Here is a 15,954-nt window from a genome sequence, read left to right on the forward strand (position 1 = left end):
CCCATACTTTGTTGGCGGCAGATTCAGAGGTCGCGGAACAAACAGAGAAAGAAGGGGGGGGGGGGGGTTGTTTTCCCCCCCCCCCCCCCCCCGCTGCTGTCACGTCAGGCGTCGACCTTCTCCATGACCTCGTCGGAGATGTCGAAGTTGGCGAAGACGTTCTGCACGTCGTCGCTGTCCTCGAGGGCGTCGATCAGCTTGAAGATCTTGCGCGCGCCCTCTTCGTCCAGCTCGACCTGCATGGTCGGGACGAAGTTGGCGTCGGCCGAGTCGTAGTCGATGCCGGCTTCCTGGAGGGCGGTGCGGACCGCGACCAGGTCGGTGGCCTCGGAGAGCACCTCGAAGGACTCGCCCAGGTCGTTGACCTCCTCGGCGCCCGCGTCGAGCACGGCGCCCAGGACGTCGTCCTCGCCCAGCTCACCCTTGGGGACGACCACGACGCCCTTGCGGTGGAACAGGTACGACACCGAACCCGGGTCCGCCATGTTCCCGCCGTTGCGGGTCATGGCGACGCGCACGTCGGAGGCGGCGCGGTTGCGGTTGTCGGTGAGGCACTCGATGAGCACCGCGACACCGTTGGGACCGTAGCCCTCGTACATGATCGTCTCGTAGTCGGCGCCACCGGCTTCGAGACCGGCGCCGCGCTTGACCGCGGAGTCGATGTTCTTGTTCGGGACCGAGCTCTTCTTGGCCTTCTGGATGGCGTCGAAGAGGGTCGGGTTACCCGAGATGTCGGCGCCGCCGGTGCGGGCCGCCACCTCGATGTTTTTGATCATCTTCGCGAAGAGCTTGCCGCGCTTGGCGTCGATCACGGCCTTCTTGTGCTTCGTCGTAGCCCATTTAGAGTGGCCGGACATCTGCCTGTCTCCTTCGCGTAACCAACCTCAGTACGAACGCACAGATCCTACAAGGAACCCGAAGCGCCCTTCGCCCGCACCATGTCCACGAAAAGACCGTGGAGCCGGTGGTCCCCCGTGAGCTCGGGGTGGAAGGACGTCGCGAGCGCGCTGCCCTGTCGTACGGCGACGATGTGCCCTTCGTGCTCGGCCAGCACCTCCACCGCGGCTCCCACGGACTCCACCCAGGGGGCGCGGATGAAGACGCCCTCCACAGGATCGCCCTCCACGCCCTGTACGTCGACCGTCGCTTCGAAAGATTCGTTCTGTCGCCCGAAGGCGTTACGGCGCACGATCATGTCGATGCCGCCGATGGTCTCCTGGCCCGAGCGCGGATCGAGGATCTTGTCGGCGAGCATGATCATTCCGGCGCAGGTGCCGTAGACCGGCAGACCGGCGCGCACGCGCGCGCGGAGCGGTTCCATCAGGCCGAACAGTTCGGCCAGCTTGGAGATGGTGGTCGACTCGCCGCCGGGGATGACCAGGCCGTCGACCTCGGCCAGTTCTTCGGGGCGCCGCACCGGCCTGGCCACGGCGTCGGCCGTGGCCAGGGCGATGAGGTGCTCCCGTACGTCGCCCTGGAGAGCCAGGACGCCGATGACGGGGGTGGTGCTCATGGGGCTTACCAGCCCCGGTTCGCGTAGCGCTCGGCCTCGGGCAGAGTGTCGCAGTTGATGCCGACCATGGCCTCGCCCAGGTTGCGGGACGCGTCCGCGATGATCTTGGGGTCGTCGTAGAAAGTGGTGGCCTTCACGATGGCGGCGGCGCGCTTGGCCGGGTCGCCCGACTTGAAGATGCCGGAGCCGACGAAGACGCCCTCCGCGCCGAGCTGGCGCATGAGCGCGGCGTCGGCCGGGGTGGCGACGCCACCGGCGGAGAAGAGGACCACCGGCAGCTTGCCCAGCTCGGAGACCTCCTTGACCAGCTCGTAGGGGGCGCGCAGGTCCTTGGCGGCGGCGTACAGCTCGTTGTTGTCGAAGCCGCGCAGGCGGGCGATCTCGTTCTTGATCTGGCGCAGGTGGCGGACCGCCTCGACGACGTTGCCGGTGCCGGCCTCGCCCTTGGAGCGGATCATGGCCGCGCCCTCGGCGATGCGGCGCAAGGCCTCGCCCAGGTTGGTGGCGCCGCAGACGAACGGGGTGGTGAAGGCGAACTTGTCGCTGTGGTTGACCTCGTCGGCCGGGGTCAGGACCTCGGACTCGTCGATGTAGTCGACGCCGAGGGACTGCAGGACCTGGGCCTCGACGAAGTGGCCGATGCGCGACTTCGCCATGACCGGGATGGAGACGGCGCCGATGATCTCTTCGATCATGTTCGGGTCGGACATCCGGGCCACGCCGCCGTCCTTGCGGATGTCGGCCGGGACCCGCTCCAGGGCCATGACGGCGACGGCGCCTGCGTCCTCGGCGATCTTCGCCTGCTCGGCGTTGACCACGTCCATGATGACGCCGCCCTTGAGCTGCTCGGCCATGCCGCGCTTGACGCGGGCGGTGCCGGTGGCGGGATCGACGGGGGAGGCGGCGGACTGCGGGGTGCTGGTGGACACGGATGACCTCATTCGATGACGAAGGCTTGATGCACCCCCGAGGAAACCCCTGCCGACCAGGCCACTACAAGAGCCAATGACTACGCGGTGGCTCTTTTCGCCGTGTGCCCGTCCGCCGGGCGCGCGTCCTACGCGGTGGCGCGGTCGGCGAGGGCCGCCGGAGGCTCGTCGTCCATCTCGAAGGCCAGCGGGAACGGGGCATGGCCGGCCAGCCGGAACCAGCGGACCGTGCGGTGGCGGCGCAGGGCGCGGGCGGCGCGGACGGAGTCGTTGTGGAAGCGGCGGGCCATGGGCACACGGCGCACCGCCTGGGCGAGTTCCTCGGCGGCCTCCTCGCCGCCGGGCGCCTCCCGCACGGCCTCGACCTGGTCGGCCTCGCCGAAGACCGCTCTGAGCGCCTGGCTCAGCTCGCTCTCGGCGACCTCGCGGTGGTCCTCCTCGGCCTGCCGGGCGGCGTGCGCGGCCTCGTAGAGCACGATCGAGGCGGCCGGGTCGAGGACGCCGGACGTGGCCAGTTCCTGGGCGACGGAGGCCCGGCGCAGGAGTTGGGCGTCGAGGGCGGCGCGGGCCGCGTCGATGCGGGCGTGCAGGCGGTCGAGGCGCCCCGCGGTCCAGCTCAGATAGAGGCCGATCGCGAAGAGGGCTACGGCGATCCAGATCAGGGTGGCGGTCACGGGCGGCAACGTTACCGGTGGTGGACCGCGGCCCCGCGCCCGCTCAGTCCCTGGCCGCCAGGCCGAACCGGGCCCGCAGCCCCGTCCGCTCGTCGGCGGCCACCACCGTCGCCCCGTGCGTCACCGTCTCGTAGACCGAGAGGATGTCGGCCCCGACGGTCGACCAGTCGAAGCGGCGGACGTGCTTGCTGCCGTGCTCGCGCAGCTCCGCCCGGCGCTCGGGGTCGGCGAGGAGGCGCAGCACCGCCTCGGCGAGAGCGTCGGCGTCCTCGTTCGTGAAGAGTTCGCCGGCCGCGCCCTGGTCGAGGACCTGGGCGAAGGCGTCCAGGTCGGAGGCGAGCACCGGGGCGCCCGCGGACATCGCCTCGACCAGGATGATCCCGAAGCTCTCGCCGCCGGTGTTCGGGGCGACGTACACATCGACGCTGCGCAGCAGCCGCGCCTTGTCCACGTCGCTGACCATGCCGAGGAACTCGACGCGCTCGCGCATCTCCTTCGGCAGCGACTCGACGGCCTCCACCTCGTCGCCGCGCCCCGCCACGAGCAGCCGGGTGTCCGGACGCTCCGCGAGGATCTTCGGCAGCGCCTTGATCAGGACGGGCAGGCCCTTGCGGGGTTCGTCGATCCGCCCGATGAAGCCGATCGTGCCCCCTTGCCACTCGGCCTTGGGCTCGGCCCGCGCGAAGAAGTCGACATCGACCCCGTTCGGGATGACCACCGCGTCGCCGCCCAGGTGTTCCACGAGGGTGCGGCGCGCGTACTCGCTGACCGCGATGCGGGCGCTGATCTTCTCCAGGGCGGGCTGCAGGATCGGATACGCGGCGATCATGGCGCGCGAGCGGGGGTTGGAGGTGTGGAAGGTGGCGACGATGGGGCCCTGCGCCGCCCAGCAGGCGAGCAGGCCGAGGGAGGGCGACGCCGGTTCGTGGATGTGGATGACGTCGAACGTCCCGTCGTGCAGCCATCGGCGTACGCGCGCCGCGCTCAGGAAACCGAAGTTGAGGCGCGCGACCGAGCCGTTGTACGGCACGGGGACCGCGCGGCCCGCCGACACGACGTACGGCGGCAGGGGGGTCTCGTCGTCCGCCGGGGCGAGGACGGAGACCTCGTGGCCGAGGGCGATGAGGTGCTCCGCCAGATCGCGGATGTGGAACTGGACGCCGCCCGGCACGTCCCATGAGTACGGGCAGACGATTCCGATCCTCACGCGGACCGCTCCTCGACATGCTTCAGGTCAGCGAGCCACAGACGTTGCAGCATGTGCCAGTCCTCCGGATGGTCCGCGATTCCCGTGGCGAAGGCGTCGGCCAGCGCCTGCGTCATGACAGACGTCTTCTCGGCCCGCGTACCTGTCTCGGGGACGTCGACGGGCGGGTGCACGCGGCCTCGCATGGTCGTCGGCGAGTCGTACCAGAGGGTGACGGGCAGAAGCAACGCGCCCGTCTGCTGGGCGAGCAGCGCGGGTCCTGCGGGCATCCGCGTCGTCTCGCCGAAGAACTTGACCTCGACACCTGAGGACGACAGGTCGCGGTCGGCGACGAGGCAGACGAGGCCGCCCCCGCGCAGCCGGCGGGCCAGGGCGCCGAAGGCGGAGCCGCCGGTGTGCGGGATCACCTCCATGCCGAGGCCCTCGCGGTACGCGACGAAACGGTCGTACAGCGTCTCGGGCCTGAGCCGCTCGGCGACCGTCGTGAACGAGGTCTCCAGCCTGGTGGTGACCCAGGCGCCCGCGTGGTCGTAGTTGCCCATGTGGGGCAGGGCGAGGACGACGCCCTTGCCCGCGTCCAGGCCCTCGGTGAGCTGGTGCAGGCCCTGGATGGTGAGACCGTCCTTGATGCGCTGCCTGCTCCAGGTGGGCAGCCGGAAGGATTCCATCCAGTAGCGCAGGTAGGAGCGCATGCCCGCCCGGGAGAGTTCGGCGAGCCTCTGGGGCGTCGCGTCCGGCACCACCCGGGCCAGATTCGCCTCCAGGCGGAGCACGCCCTTGCCGCGCCGCTTCCACACGGCGTCGGCGATGGTCCTGCCCAGGCGCGTCGCGACCGGTTCGGGGAGCTTCTTCACCGTGGACCAGCCGAGCCCGTACAGCGCGTCGGCGATCCGTTCCTGCGCGCCGCTCACGAGGCGGTCTCCTCCTGGGCTGCCGCGGCGTCGGCCTCGGCGGATTCGCGGCGGACGGTCACCACGCGCTGGATCAGCGTGACGAGGCTGCCGACGGCGACGATCCACAGGGCGACGGGCAGCAGGTACTGAATGCCGGGCACGCCGAACGTGTGCAGCCCTGCGAAGCCGGCGGCGACCAGGGAGATGACGAGCCGCTCGGCACGCTCCACCAGGCCGTTGACGGCGACGGGCAGGCCGATCGCCTCACCGCGGGCCTTCGTGTAGGAGACGACCTGGCCACTGGCGAGGCAGAAGATCGACACCGCGCACAGGACGTTGTCGTTCCCCGAACCCGCGTACCAGAGGGCCAGGCCACCGAAGATGGCGCTGTCCGCGACCCGGTCGAGCGTGGAGTCGAGGAACGCGCCCCAGCGGCTGGAGCGCCCGAGCTGGCGCGCCATGTTGCCGTCCACGAGGTCCGAGAAGACGAACAGCGTGATGACGACCGTGCCCCAGAAGAACTCTCCGCGCGGGTAGAAGACCAGCGCTCCCGCCACGACTCCGGCGGTGCCGAGGAACGTGACCGTGTCGGGGCTGACCCCGCGACGGATGAGAAACGCGGCGAACGGTGTGAGGACACGCGTGAAGAATGCACGCGCGTACTTGTTCAGCATGGCCTTCCCGAGGGTCGGTGCCGTGCGACCCCTCTGGCCACCGGCTGGCCCATCGTAGTCACGCGCGCACAGGAACGGCCGCCCGGCCACCTCGCGCGCGTGCGATCGCGTACGACGTATGGACGCACAGTGACCGGAGTGCAAAGCTCGGTGACACCGCGGGCGTCGCCGAAGCCGCCTCCGCACGCGGATTCGCGTGTCCGCGCCTCAGGGACCACCTCACCGTGGAACAACCGGGAGGCAAGGCATGGGCGACAAGGCGAACGGACACCCCGGAGCCGCCGGCAGGGCAGCGACGGCCGACCATCCCGCGTCCGTACGGAATGTGGTGCTGGTCGGCCACAGCGGATCGGGCAAGACGACTTTGGTGGAGGCCCTCGCGCTGACCGCGGGGGCGGTGAACCGGGCGGGCCGGGTCGAGGACGGCACCAGCGTCTCCGACTACGACGAGATCGAGCACCGCCAGCACCGCTCGGTCCAGCTCTCGCTCGTCCCGGTCGAATGGGGCGACTACAAGATCAACCTGCTGGACACCCCCGGCTACGCGGACTTCGTCGGGGAGCTGAGGGCCGGTCTGCGAGCGGCGGACGCGGCCCTCTTCGTCGTCTCGGCGGCGGAGAGCCCGGAAACCATGGCCGGCGCGACGCGCATGGTGTGGGAGGAGTGCGCGGCCGTCGGCATGCCCCGGGCGATCGTCGTCACGCACCTGGAGGCGGCGCGCTCGGACTTCGAGGAGATGACCCGCACGTGCGCGCGCGTGTTCGGCGGCGACGACCCCGACGCCGTACTCCCGTTGTACCTGCCGCTGCACGGGGCGGCGGGAGCGGACGGGCACGCGCCCGTGACGGGCCTGATCGGGCTGCTCTCGCAGCGCCTGTACGACTACGCCTCGGGCGAGCGCAAGGAGTCCGAACCCGGCGAGGAGCAGCTGCCAGGCCTCGATGAGGCCCGCAACCGGCTCATCGAGGGCATCATCTCGGAGAGCGAGGACGAGTCCCTGATGGACCGCTATCTGAGCGGCGGGACCATCGACTTCAAGACACTGGTGGAGGACCTGGAGCGGGCCGTCGCCCGCGGCGTCTTCCATCCGGTCCTCGCGGCCGCTCCGGCGGCCGACGGCGCACGGCAGGGCATCGGCACGGTCGAGCTCCTGGAACTGATCACGGGCGGTTTCCCCTCTCCCCTGGAGCGCGAGGCACCGGCGGTGAGCACGCCCGCGGGTGCGGCGCGGACGGTCGGCGGCTGTGATCCGGGCGGCCCGTTGGTGGCCGAGGTCGTGAAGACCGCCTCGGACCCGTACGTGGGCCGCATCTCCCTCGTACGGGTCTTCTCGGGCACCCTGCGCCCCGACGAGACGGTGCACGTGTCGGGGCACGGGCTCGTGGACCGGGCGCACGAGGCGCGCGCCCTGCACGAGTCGGACGAGCGGATCGGTGCGCTGTCGGCGCCGTTCGGCAAGCAGCAGCGCACTCTCACGCAGTGCATAGCCGGCGATCTGGCGTGCGTGGCGAAGCTGCACAGGGCGGAGACCGGCGACACCCTCTCGGCGAAGGAGGACCCGCTGCTGATGGCGCCGTGGGACCTGCCGGCGCCCTTGCTGCCGCTCGCCATCCAGGCACACAGCAAGGCCGACGAGGACAAGTTGTCGCAGGGCCTGTCGCGGCTCGTCGCGGAGGACCCGACGATGCGGCTGGAGCAGAACCCGGACACCCACCAGGTGGTGCTGTGGTGTCTGGGCGAGGCGCACGCGGACGTGGCCCTGGAGCGGCTGCGCAGCCGGTACGGGGTGCAGGTCGACGTGATCGGTCACAAGGTCTCGTTGCGGGAGACGTTCGCGGGGAGGTCCGCGGGGCGCGGCAGGCACGTGAAACAGTCCGGCGGGCACGGACAGTTCGCGATCTGCGAGATCGAGGTGGAGCCGCTGCCCGGCGGGTCCGGCATCGAGTTCGTCGACAAGGTCGTGGGCGGCGCGGTGCCGCGGCAGTTCATCCCGTCCGTCGAGAAGGGCGTACGCGCGCAGGCGGCGCGGGGCGTCGCGGCCGGGTATCCGCTCATCGACGTACGGGTGACGCTGCTGGACGGCAAGGCGCACTCGGTGGACTCCTCCGACGCCGCGTTCCAGACGGCGGGCGCGCTCGCCCTGCGCGAGGCGGCGTCCGACGCGAGGATCCATCTCCTGGAGCCGGTGGCCGAGGTACGGGTGCTGGTCGGCGACGACTACGTGGGGGCGGTGATGAGCGATCTGTCGGGGCGCCGCGGCCGGGTCGTCGGGACCGAACAGGCGCCGGGCGGGCGCACCCTCGTACGGGCCGAGGTGCCGGAGATCGAGATCGGGCGGTACGCGGTGGATCTGCGGTCGCTGTCGCACGGTACGGCCCGCTTCGACCGGGGCTACGCGCGGCACGAGCCGATGCCGCCGCAGCTGAGCGAGAGGATCCGCGAACAGGCGCAGGACACCGCGTAGTTCGGCCGCCGCCGTCCCCCTCGACCACCGGCATCCTCCTTGCCAGGGCGGATGTCGGTGGCGGCCGTTAGGCTGGTGCACGATCGGAGGGTTCAGGAAGATCAACTGATCAACAGGTGTGCGGGGCGCGGAAGTCGGGAAAAGCCGCAGCAGCGATGGTGCGCGGTGATGGGGGCGGCAGTGGCGGACGATGCATTCGATTTCAGGCCGGGGGCGCAGATCCCGCTCCAGGGGTCGGCGGGGCAGACCGCCGCGACCTTCGCCATCGCGTCGGCCGCGTACCGCGACGACAGAGCCTCGAAGATCGAGGACGCCAACAACGAGTGGCACAAGACCGAGGCGAAAGCGGGTACCTGGTCCCTGTTCGCGCCCAATCTGGGTGAGGCGTTCTCCCGGGCGGTGCAGGTGCGGATGCTGGGCGGCGGGCGCAAGGCCCTCATCCAGTCGTTCGGCACGGAGCCGCAGGTCGTCGTCGAGCACTGCCTGGCCGCCAACCGGATCAGGCGGCAGCGCGACAGCCTGCTGACCATGGTGACGCTGCTCTTCGGCGTCCTCTTCCTGCCCGGGTTCCTCCTGTGGCTGGCGGCGTTCCAGATCCGCCGTATGAACAACACGCGCGTGGAGCTGGCCGAGAAGATCGTCAAGGAGACCGAGGGCAAGTCCACCAAGGAGCGCAACGAGGCGAGGAAGAAGGAGCGCGCGGCCCGCGGCCGCGCCGCGGTGGCGATGGCGATCATGACCGTCGTCGGCGTCGGCCTCGTCATCCTGCTCATCCGGCTCCCCTTCGGCGGGCTGGGGGCCTGGTACCTGCGGGCCGCGTTCGTGGCCCCGGTCATCGGCGGCCTCTGGGCCCGGCAGATCTGCGAGCGCACCGCGAAGGACCTGCGGGACCGGTGGGACGGGCTGCTCTCCGGCGGCGGGGTCGCCGCGAAGATCCCGGAGGCGGTGCCCGGCAGCCCGGGCGAGACCGCGGCCGAGCAGCTGCGCCAGAACCTGGCCAAGCTCACGGCGGAGCAGCAGTCGAACACGGTCTTCTACGCGGGCCCCAAGGGCATCCTGGGCATGGGCACCCGCTGGGGCAGCTGGCAGCTCGCCGAGGACCTGGTGTCGGGCGAGGAGGGCAAGGAGATCCATCCGTTCCGCAGCTGGGACGTGATCCGCGCGATCCAGGACCAGCTCCGGCTCCTGGAGCGCGGCCCGCTGCACACGGGCGGCTTCCCGAAGCCGTTGGTGAAGGACTGGATCGTGACGCCGATCGGGGAGAACGCGAAGAGTGTGGCCCGCCCCACGGGTGAGGACGTCGCCGCGTTCCAGATCAAGCCGCACGAGATACAGCGGATCTGCAACGAGCAGCAGTTCGGCAGCGGCGACCGCCATTACCTGGGCGTGCAGTTCACGCTCTGGGACGGCCAGTTGGTGATCACCATGATGATCACGGTGACCGTGCTGCACCAGACGCTGCGCATCGAGGTGACGGGCCACGCCCTGGGCCCGGTGAACTCCCTGTTCACCTCGAAGCCCGACCCGAAGACCAAGGAAGTCGCCAAGTCGATACGGTTCTGGGAGACCACCCAGAAGTCGCTCCCGCTGGTCGACGCGGACGAGGCGGTCCGTGTCGCGGTCCGCGCCCCGCTCACCTGGTACCCGCCGCTCCTGGACCACCTGGGCGGCAAGATCGTCCTGCCCGAGCCGTTCGGTCTGCGCCATGCCTGGGCCGACCAGCCCTGGCGCCACCGGTTCATGGCGGACGACGCGCTGCGCACCGCGACTCCCGTGCTGCGGGTGGTCCACGCGGCGGCCATCAGGGTCCTGGAGGACCACGGCGTGGACACCGAGAAGTTCGGCAACCGCTCGGGGATGCTCAGCGGCCTGGTCCAGGATCCGACGCCGCGGAAGGCCGACGTGTACGACGCGTAGGCGCGGGGTCCCGGTCCGCCCGGTACCCGCACCGGGGCAGGCAGTACTGCGTGACGGCCCCGACCGTCACCGCGTACAGCACCGTGCCGGGGCCCACGGCTCCGCCCAGGAGCCAGCCCGCCGCCAGGACGACGACCTCGATGCCGGTGCGCACGAGACGCAGGGAGCGGCCCGTGGCGGCCGTGAGTCCGGTCATCAGGCCGTCGCGGGGGCCGGGGCCGCAGCGCGCGCCCACGTAGACGGCGATCGAGGCGCCGTTGAGGAGGATGCCGGCGGCGAGCAGGGCGGCGCGGGCCGGCGCCGTGGGATGGCCGGGGAGCAGCCACAGACCGGTATCCGATGACCAGCCGACCAGGGCGATGTTGGCGAACGTGCCGAGGGTCGGCCGCTGGCGCAGCGGGATCCACAGCAGCAGGACGGCCGCCCCGACCAGCGTCGTGAGCGTGCCGAAGCTGAGCGCGGTGTGCCGGGCGAGGCCGTCGTTGAGGACGCTCCAGGGGGCGAGTCCGAGGCCCGAGCGGACCATCAGGGCGAGGCTGAACCCGTACAGGGCCAGGCCGGCGGCGAGCTGCGGCAGCCGGCGTGCGGGGCGTTCGCGCAGCGGGACGTAGGTGAGCGGCATCGGGGCGACTCCGGGGGACGTGCGCCCCGTCCGGGGCGCTTACCAGGCCAATGCCGTCACTCTGTAGAGTGATCGGCCCGCTATACACAGCCAATTCCCGGAGAGTGGTTCTGTGGAGGTCGCCCCCGGTCACCGCGACCGGACACCCCGCACCGTGGGCAGCCGTCAGCTCGCCGCACTGCTCCCCGACCCCGCGCAGGCGCGCCCCGCCTACCGTCATCTCGCGCACGCCATCGGCGAGTTGATCCTCGACGGACGGCTCGCCCTGCACGTCCGACTGCCCGCCGAGCGGGAGCTGGCCACCGCGCTCGGCACCAGCCGCACCACGGTCACCGCCCTGTACGACCTGCTGCGCGAGAACGGGTTCGCGCACAGCCGCCGGGGCTCGGGGACCTGGACGTCCCTGCCGCAGGGCCGCGCCGCCAACGGCGTGAGCCGGCTGCTCGCCCCGCAGGACGCCGCGATCGACCTGGCCCGGGCCGCGCCGACGCTGCCCGGGCCCGTCCTCGCCCGGGCGCTCGCCGAGGTGGCCCCGCTGCTGGCCGAGCAGACCGGTACGCCGGGCTACCACCCTTACGGGCTCCCTGAGTTGAGGGCGGCGGTCGCCGACCACTTCACCGCCCGGGGCCTCGCCACGACCCCGGAGCAGATCCTGGTGACCGCCGGCGCGCAGCACGCGCTCAGCCTGGTCCTCGGCCTGCTGTCCCGCCCGGGTGAGCGGATCATGGTCGAGAACCCGTCGTACCCGAACGCCCTGGAGGCGATGCGCCGCGCCCGGCTGCGCCCCGTCTCCGTGCCGGTGACGGACGACACCGGCTGGGATCTCGGGATCATGGAGTCCACACTGCGCCACTCGGTGCCCCGGCTCGCCTATCTGATCCCGGACTTCCACAACCCGACGGGGTGCGTGATGCCCGCCGCCGAGCGGGCCGGCGTCCTGCGCGCGGCGAGCCGCTCCGGCACCTGGGTGGTCGTCGACGAGACCCTCGCCGAGCTCGCTCTGGACACGGCTCCGCCGCGGCCGTTCGCCGCGCACGGCCCGGCCGAGCAGGTCATCACGGTCGGCTCGATGAGCAAGACGTACTGGGCGGGCCTGCGTATCGGCTGGCTGCGCGCTCCCGCCCGAATGGTCACGGAGCTCGCGGCGCAGCGCGTGGCCAACGACATGGGCGGGTCCGTGGTGGACCAGCTCCTGGCCCTGGCCCTGCTCGCCCGGGACGACCTGCCGACCGCCCGTCTCGCCTCGCTGCGCTCCCGGCGCACCGCGCTCACCGAGGCGCTGAGCCGGCACGCTCCGCACTGGACGTGGCGGACCCCGCCCGGCGGCCTGTCCCTCTGGGTCGACCTGGGCGCGCCCGTCGCGTCGGACCTCGCCGAACGGGCGCTCGGCCAGGGCGTACGCATCGAGAGCGGCGCCTGCTTCGGCGCGGACCCCGGCCTGTTCGAGCACCGGCTGCGCATCCCGTACACGCTGCCCGAGGAGACGCTGCGCGAGGCGGTGCAGCGGATGGCCCGCGCCGAGGCCGAGGCCCCCCGCCGCCCGGCCGGGGGCACGCGCCCGCGCTGGATCGCCTGACGAGCGCCCGCCGGCCACCGGTCACCAGCTACCAGCCACCAGCCACCAGCCACCGGCTACCGGCTACCGGCTACCGGCTACCGGCTACCGGCTACCGGCCGTCGAACGAGCCCTCAGGCGTCCGGCCACGCCTTGGCCAGTGCGGTACGCGTGTCACCGAGCAGCTGCGGCAGCACCTTCGTGTGGCCGACGACCGGCATGAAGTTCGTGTCGCCGCCCCAGCGCGGGACGATGTGCTGGTGCAGATGGGCGGCGATGCCCGCCCCGGCGACAGCGCCCTGGTTCATGCCGATGTTGAAGCCGTGCGCCCCGGAGGCGGAGCGCAGCGCGGTCATGGCCAGCTTGGTGAAGGCGGCCAGCTCGGCGGTCTCCGCCTCGTCGAGGTCGGTGTAGTCGGCGACGTGCCGGTAGGGCAGCACCATCATGTGCCCGCCGTTGTACGGGTACAGGTTGAGGATCGCGTAGACGTGCTCGCCGCGCGCCACGATCAGGGCGTCCTCGTCGGTCTTGCCGGGAGCGGCGCAGAAGGGACAGCCGTCGTCGGCACCGGGGCCCGTCGGCTTGCCCTCACCCTGGATGTAGGCGATGCGGTGCGGGGTCCACAGACGCCCGAACCCGTCCGGTTCACCCACAGGACCGCTCTGCTGCTCCGGCTCACTCGTCATGAAGTGCAGCATATGGCGTCACCTCGGCATGGCGTGTCGGCGGGTGTCGCCCCCGCCCGGCAGGCGCGATGCTGTCCGGATGACCGACAGTCCCCTCGCCCGCTGGGAGCGGTACGACAGCGCCGTCCTCGCCGTGGCGTCGCTGCTCTTCCTCACCTCGTACGCGATCCGGGTCCTCGGCGAGGACCTGCCCGGCGTGGTGCGCGACCTGTGTCTGGCGGTGACGCTCGGATGCTGGGCCGTGTTCCTCGTGGACTACGTGGCACGCCGCGGGCTGAGCGGACAGCGCTGGCCCCACTTCGTGCGCACGCACAAGCTGGACACGCTCGTCCTGCTTCTGCCGCTGCTGCGGCCGCTGCAGATCGTGCAGACCTACGAGCGGGTGCAGCACCTCCGTAGGCGGCCACGCCTGCCGCTCTACGCGCGCGTGATGTCCTACGCCGGCGTCTCGGCGGCGCTGCTCGGCTTCGCGGCGTCGCTCGCCGTGTACCAGCAGGAGCACGCGGCGCGCGGGGCGACGATCCGTACGTACGGGGACTCGGTGTGGTGGACCTGCTCGACGCTGTCGACCGTCGGCTACGGCGACCTGGCGCCGGTGACCCCGCTCGGCCGGATCGTCGCGGTGGCCCTGATGATTTGCGGCCTGGCGCTGTTCGGCGCGATCACCGGCTCGTTCTCCTCGTGGCTCGTCCAGGTCTTCGCCCGGGAGGACGAGACACGGCCGGGGCCCCCGGGAAGCAACTCCCCGGGGGCCCCGGCACGCGACTGAGCCGGCTGTGGCCGGATCCGTCCGGTCAGACCTGCGCCCGCTCCTCGACGACCTTGGCGATCTTCGCGATGGCCTCGTCGACCGGGATGCCGTTCTCCTGCGAGCCGTCGCGGTAGCGGAAGGAGACCGAACCGGCGTTCATGTCCTCGTCGCCCGCGATAACCATGAAGGGCACCTTGGCCTTCTGCTGGTTGCGGATCTTCTTCTGCATGCGGTCCGAGGACGAGTCGACCTCGACGCGCAGGCCCTGGGCGCGCGCCTTCTCGGCGAACTCCTCCAGGTACGACACGTGCGCGTCGCCGATCGGGATACCGACGGCCTGCACGGGCGCGAGCCACGCCGGGAAGGCGCCCGCGTAGTGCTCGAGGAGCACGCCGAAGAACCGCTCGATGGAGCCGAACAGGGCGCGGTGCAGCATGACGGGCTGCTGACGCGAACCGTCGGCCGCGGTGTACTCCAGGTTGAACCGCTTCGGCTGGTTGAAGTCGACCTGGAGGGTCGACATCTGCCAGGAGCGGCCGATGGCGTCCTTGGCCTGCACGGAGATCTTCGGGCCGTAGTACGCGGCGCCGCCCGGGTCGGGCACGAGCGGCAGGCCCTGCTTCTCGGCGGCCAGCCGCAGCGCCTCGGTCGCCTCCGCCCAGTCCGCGTCCTCACCGATGAACTTGTCGGAGTCGTCGCGGGTGGACAGCTCCAGCTCGAACTCGGTCAGGCCGTAGTCGCGCAGCAGGTCGAGCACGAAGGTGAGGAGCGTGTCGAGCTCCTCGGGCATCTGCTCCTTGGTGCAGTAGATGTGCGAGTCGTCCTGGGTGAAGCCGCGCGAGCGGGTCAGGCCGTGCACGACGCCCGACTTCTCGTACCGGTACACGGTGCCGAACTCGAAGAGACGCAGGGGCAGTTCACGGTAGGAACGGCCACGGGACTTGAAGATCAGGTTGTGCATCGGGCAGTTCATCGCCTTGAGGCGGTAGTTCTGCTCGTCGAACTCGATGGGCGGGAACATGCCCTCCGAGTAGTGCGGCAGGTGCCCGGAGATCTCGAAGAGCTTCTCCTTCGAGATGTGCGGGGTGTTCACGAACTCGTAGCCGGAGACCTCGTGGCGGCGCCGCGAGTAGTCCTCCATGACCTTGCGGACCACGCCGCCCTTGGGGTGGAAGACCGCGAGGCCCGGGCCGAGCTCCTCCGGGAAGGAGAACAGGTCGAGCTCCGCGCCCAGCTTGCGGTGGTCGCGCTTCTCGGCCTCGGCGAGGAAGTCGAGGTACGCCTTGAGCTCGTCCTTGGACGGCCACGCGGTGCCGTAGATCCGCTGGAGCTGCGGGTTCTTCTCACTGCCCCGCCAGTACGCGGCGGCCGAGCGCATCAGCTTGAACGCCGGGATGTTCCGGGTGGTGGGCAGGTGCGGGCCGCGGCAGAGGTCCTTCCAGCACAGCTCGCCGGTCTTGGCGTCGAGGTTGTCGTAGATGGTCAGCTCGCCGCCGCCCACCTCGGCGTCGGCGCCGTCGGCGGCCTGGGCCGCATTGCCCTTGAGGCCGATCAGCTCCAGCTTGTAGGGCTCGTCGGCGAGCTCGGCGCGGGCGTCCTCGTCGTTGGTCAGGCGCCGGGAGAAGCGCTGCCCCCGCTTCTGGATCTCCTGCATCTTCTTCTCGATGCGCTTGACGTCCTCGGGGGTGAACGGCTCCTTGACGTCGAAGTCGTAGTAGAAGCCGTCCTTGATGGGCGGGCCGATACCGAGCTTGGCCTCGGGGAAGAGCTCCTGGACGGCCTGGGCCATCACGTGCGCGGTGGAGTGCCGCAGGATGTTGAGACCGTCCTCGGAGGAGATCTCGACGGGTTCGACGGTGTCGCCGTCGGCCACGGTGTACGCGAGGTCCTTCAGCTCACCGCCCACACGGGCCGCGACGATGCTGCGCTCACCGGCGAAGAGCTCGGCGGCCGTGGTGCCCGTCGTCACCACGCGCTCGTCCCGCTCGGAATCGCGTTGGATGACTACACGGACGTCTGACACCGGTCTCTCCTGCCTGAAGGTGGTACGCCACGTCAGTACCTGTGAC

General features: G+C 71.0%; 14 protein-coding genes. 4 read left to right on the forward strand and 10 right to left on the reverse strand.

Annotation, left to right across the window (positions count from 1 at the left end):
* Nucleotides 1–104: 104 nt before the first annotated feature.
* The 7 genes from ACZ45E_RS21580 to pgsA form a co-directional block, all read right to left on the reverse strand.
* Nucleotides 105–857 carry a YebC/PmpR family DNA-binding transcriptional regulator gene (locus ACZ45E_RS21580; RefSeq protein WP_468222777.1) on the reverse strand — a complete coding sequence of 251 codons (753 nt, stop codon included), beginning with the start codon at nt 855–857 and terminating at the stop codon, nt 105–107.
* Between the two features lie 47 nt (nt 858–904).
* On the reverse strand, nt 905–1,513 hold the full coding sequence (gene pdxT, locus ACZ45E_RS21585) for a pyridoxal 5'-phosphate synthase glutaminase subunit PdxT (RefSeq protein WP_468222778.1): 609 nt from the start codon (nt 1,511–1,513) through the stop codon (nt 905–907).
* A gap of 5 nt (nt 1,514–1,518) precedes the next feature.
* Nucleotides 1,519–2,454 (reverse strand): pyridoxal 5'-phosphate synthase lyase subunit PdxS, encoded by a 936-nt coding sequence (pdxS, locus tag ACZ45E_RS21590; RefSeq protein WP_468222780.1) that lies wholly within the window; start codon nt 2,452–2,454, stop codon nt 1,519–1,521.
* A 116-nt stretch (nt 2,455–2,570) separates the two neighbouring features.
* Nucleotides 2,571–3,116 carry a hypothetical protein gene (locus ACZ45E_RS21595; RefSeq protein WP_468222781.1) on the reverse strand — a complete coding sequence of 182 codons (546 nt, stop codon included), beginning with the start codon at nt 3,114–3,116 and terminating at the stop codon, nt 2,571–2,573.
* A gap of 43 nt (nt 3,117–3,159) precedes the next feature.
* Complete coding sequence (locus ACZ45E_RS21600; RefSeq protein ID WP_468222783.1) at nt 3,160–4,323, reverse strand: glycosyltransferase family 4 protein; 1,164 nt, start codon at nt 4,321–4,323, stop codon at nt 3,160–3,162.
* On the reverse strand, nt 4,320–5,234 hold the full coding sequence (locus tag ACZ45E_RS21605) for a phosphatidylinositol mannoside acyltransferase (RefSeq protein ID WP_468222785.1): 915 nt from the start codon (nt 5,232–5,234) through the stop codon (nt 4,320–4,322). The genes ACZ45E_RS21600 and ACZ45E_RS21605 overlap by 4 nt, the downstream gene beginning before the upstream one ends.
* Nucleotides 5,231–5,890, reverse strand: coding sequence for a phosphatidylinositol phosphate synthase (gene pgsA / locus ACZ45E_RS21610; RefSeq protein WP_468222787.1), 660 nt, complete (start codon nt 5,888–5,890; stop codon nt 5,231–5,233). The genes ACZ45E_RS21605 and pgsA overlap by 4 nt, the downstream gene beginning before the upstream one ends.
* 247 nt (nt 5,891–6,137) lie before the next feature.
* Here pgsA and ACZ45E_RS21615 point away from each other — a divergent pair, with 247 nt between their 5' ends.
* Together ACZ45E_RS21615 and ACZ45E_RS21620 are read left to right on the forward strand one after the other, a co-directional pair.
* The gene (locus ACZ45E_RS21615; protein WP_468222789.1) at nt 6,138–8,354 is read left to right on the forward strand and encodes an elongation factor G-like protein EF-G2; all 2,217 of its coding nucleotides are present in this window, start codon (nt 6,138–6,140) and stop codon (nt 8,352–8,354) included.
* Between the two features lie 168 nt (nt 8,355–8,522).
* On the forward strand, nt 8,523–10,271 hold the full coding sequence (locus ACZ45E_RS21620) for a hypothetical protein (RefSeq protein ID WP_468222791.1): 1,749 nt from the start codon (nt 8,523–8,525) through the stop codon (nt 10,269–10,271).
* Here ACZ45E_RS21620 and yczE read toward each other — a convergent pair.
* On the reverse strand, nt 10,216–10,893 hold the full coding sequence (gene yczE / locus ACZ45E_RS21625; protein WP_468222793.1) for a membrane protein YczE: 678 nt from the start codon (nt 10,891–10,893) through the stop codon (nt 10,216–10,218). The genes ACZ45E_RS21620 and yczE overlap by 56 nt on opposite strands.
* A 112-nt stretch (nt 10,894–11,005) precedes the next feature.
* On the opposite strand from yczE, the gene yczR reads away from it, so the two are divergent.
* Nucleotides 11,006–12,469, forward strand: a complete 1,464-nt coding sequence (gene yczR, locus ACZ45E_RS21630) for a MocR-like transcription factor YczR (RefSeq protein WP_468222794.1) — start codon at nt 11,006–11,008, stop codon at nt 12,467–12,469.
* Between the two features lie 113 nt (nt 12,470–12,582).
* Here the strand turns inward: yczR and ACZ45E_RS21635 are convergent, their stop codons facing one another.
* Nucleotides 12,583–13,146 (reverse strand): HIT family protein, encoded by a 564-nt coding sequence (locus ACZ45E_RS21635; protein WP_404219617.1) that lies wholly within the window; start codon nt 13,144–13,146, stop codon nt 12,583–12,585.
* A gap of 67 nt (nt 13,147–13,213) precedes the next feature.
* Here ACZ45E_RS21635 and ACZ45E_RS21640 point away from each other — a divergent pair, with 67 nt between their 5' ends.
* Complete coding sequence (locus tag ACZ45E_RS21640) at nt 13,214–13,903, forward strand: potassium channel family protein (protein ID WP_468222796.1); 690 nt, start codon at nt 13,214–13,216, stop codon at nt 13,901–13,903.
* Between the two features lie 25 nt (nt 13,904–13,928).
* Here the strand turns inward: ACZ45E_RS21640 and thrS are convergent, their stop codons facing one another.
* Complete coding sequence (thrS, locus tag ACZ45E_RS21645; RefSeq protein ID WP_468222798.1) at nt 13,929–15,908, reverse strand: threonine--tRNA ligase; 1,980 nt, start codon at nt 15,906–15,908, stop codon at nt 13,929–13,931.
* Nucleotides 15,909–15,954: the final 46 nt, after the last annotated feature.

The organism is Streptomyces sp. NPDC030991, assembly GCF_055571235.1.

What these genes read in the sequence shown, in the direction of transcription:
- ACZ45E_RS21580 (WP_468222777.1), bottom strand. Translation starts at nt 857, where the DNA reads ATGTCCGGCCACTCTAAATGGGCTACGACGAAGCACAAGAAGGCCGTG.
- pdxT (WP_468222778.1), bottom strand. Translation starts at nt 1,513, where the DNA reads ATGAGCACCACCCCCGTCATCGGCGTCCTGGCTCTCCAGGGCGACGTA.
- pdxS (WP_468222780.1), bottom strand. Translation starts at nt 2,454, where the DNA reads ATGAGGTCATCCGTGTCCACCAGCACCCCGCAGTCCGCCGCCTCCCCC.
- pgsA (WP_468222787.1), bottom strand. Translation starts at nt 5,890, where the DNA reads ATGCTGAACAAGTACGCGCGTGCATTCTTCACGCGTGTCCTCACACCG.
- ACZ45E_RS21615 (WP_468222789.1), top strand. Translation starts at nt 6,138, where the DNA reads ATGGGCGACAAGGCGAACGGACACCCCGGAGCCGCCGGCAGGGCAGCG.
- ACZ45E_RS21620 (WP_468222791.1), top strand. Translation starts at nt 8,523, where the DNA reads ATGGGGGCGGCAGTGGCGGACGATGCATTCGATTTCAGGCCGGGGGCG.
- yczE (WP_468222793.1), bottom strand. Translation starts at nt 10,893, where the DNA reads ATGCCGCTCACCTACGTCCCGCTGCGCGAACGCCCCGCACGCCGGCTG.
- ACZ45E_RS21635 (WP_404219617.1), bottom strand. Translation starts at nt 13,146, where the DNA reads ATGCTGCACTTCATGACGAGTGAGCCGGAGCAGCAGAGCGGTCCTGTG.
- ACZ45E_RS21640 (WP_468222796.1), top strand. Translation starts at nt 13,214, where the DNA reads ATGACCGACAGTCCCCTCGCCCGCTGGGAGCGGTACGACAGCGCCGTC.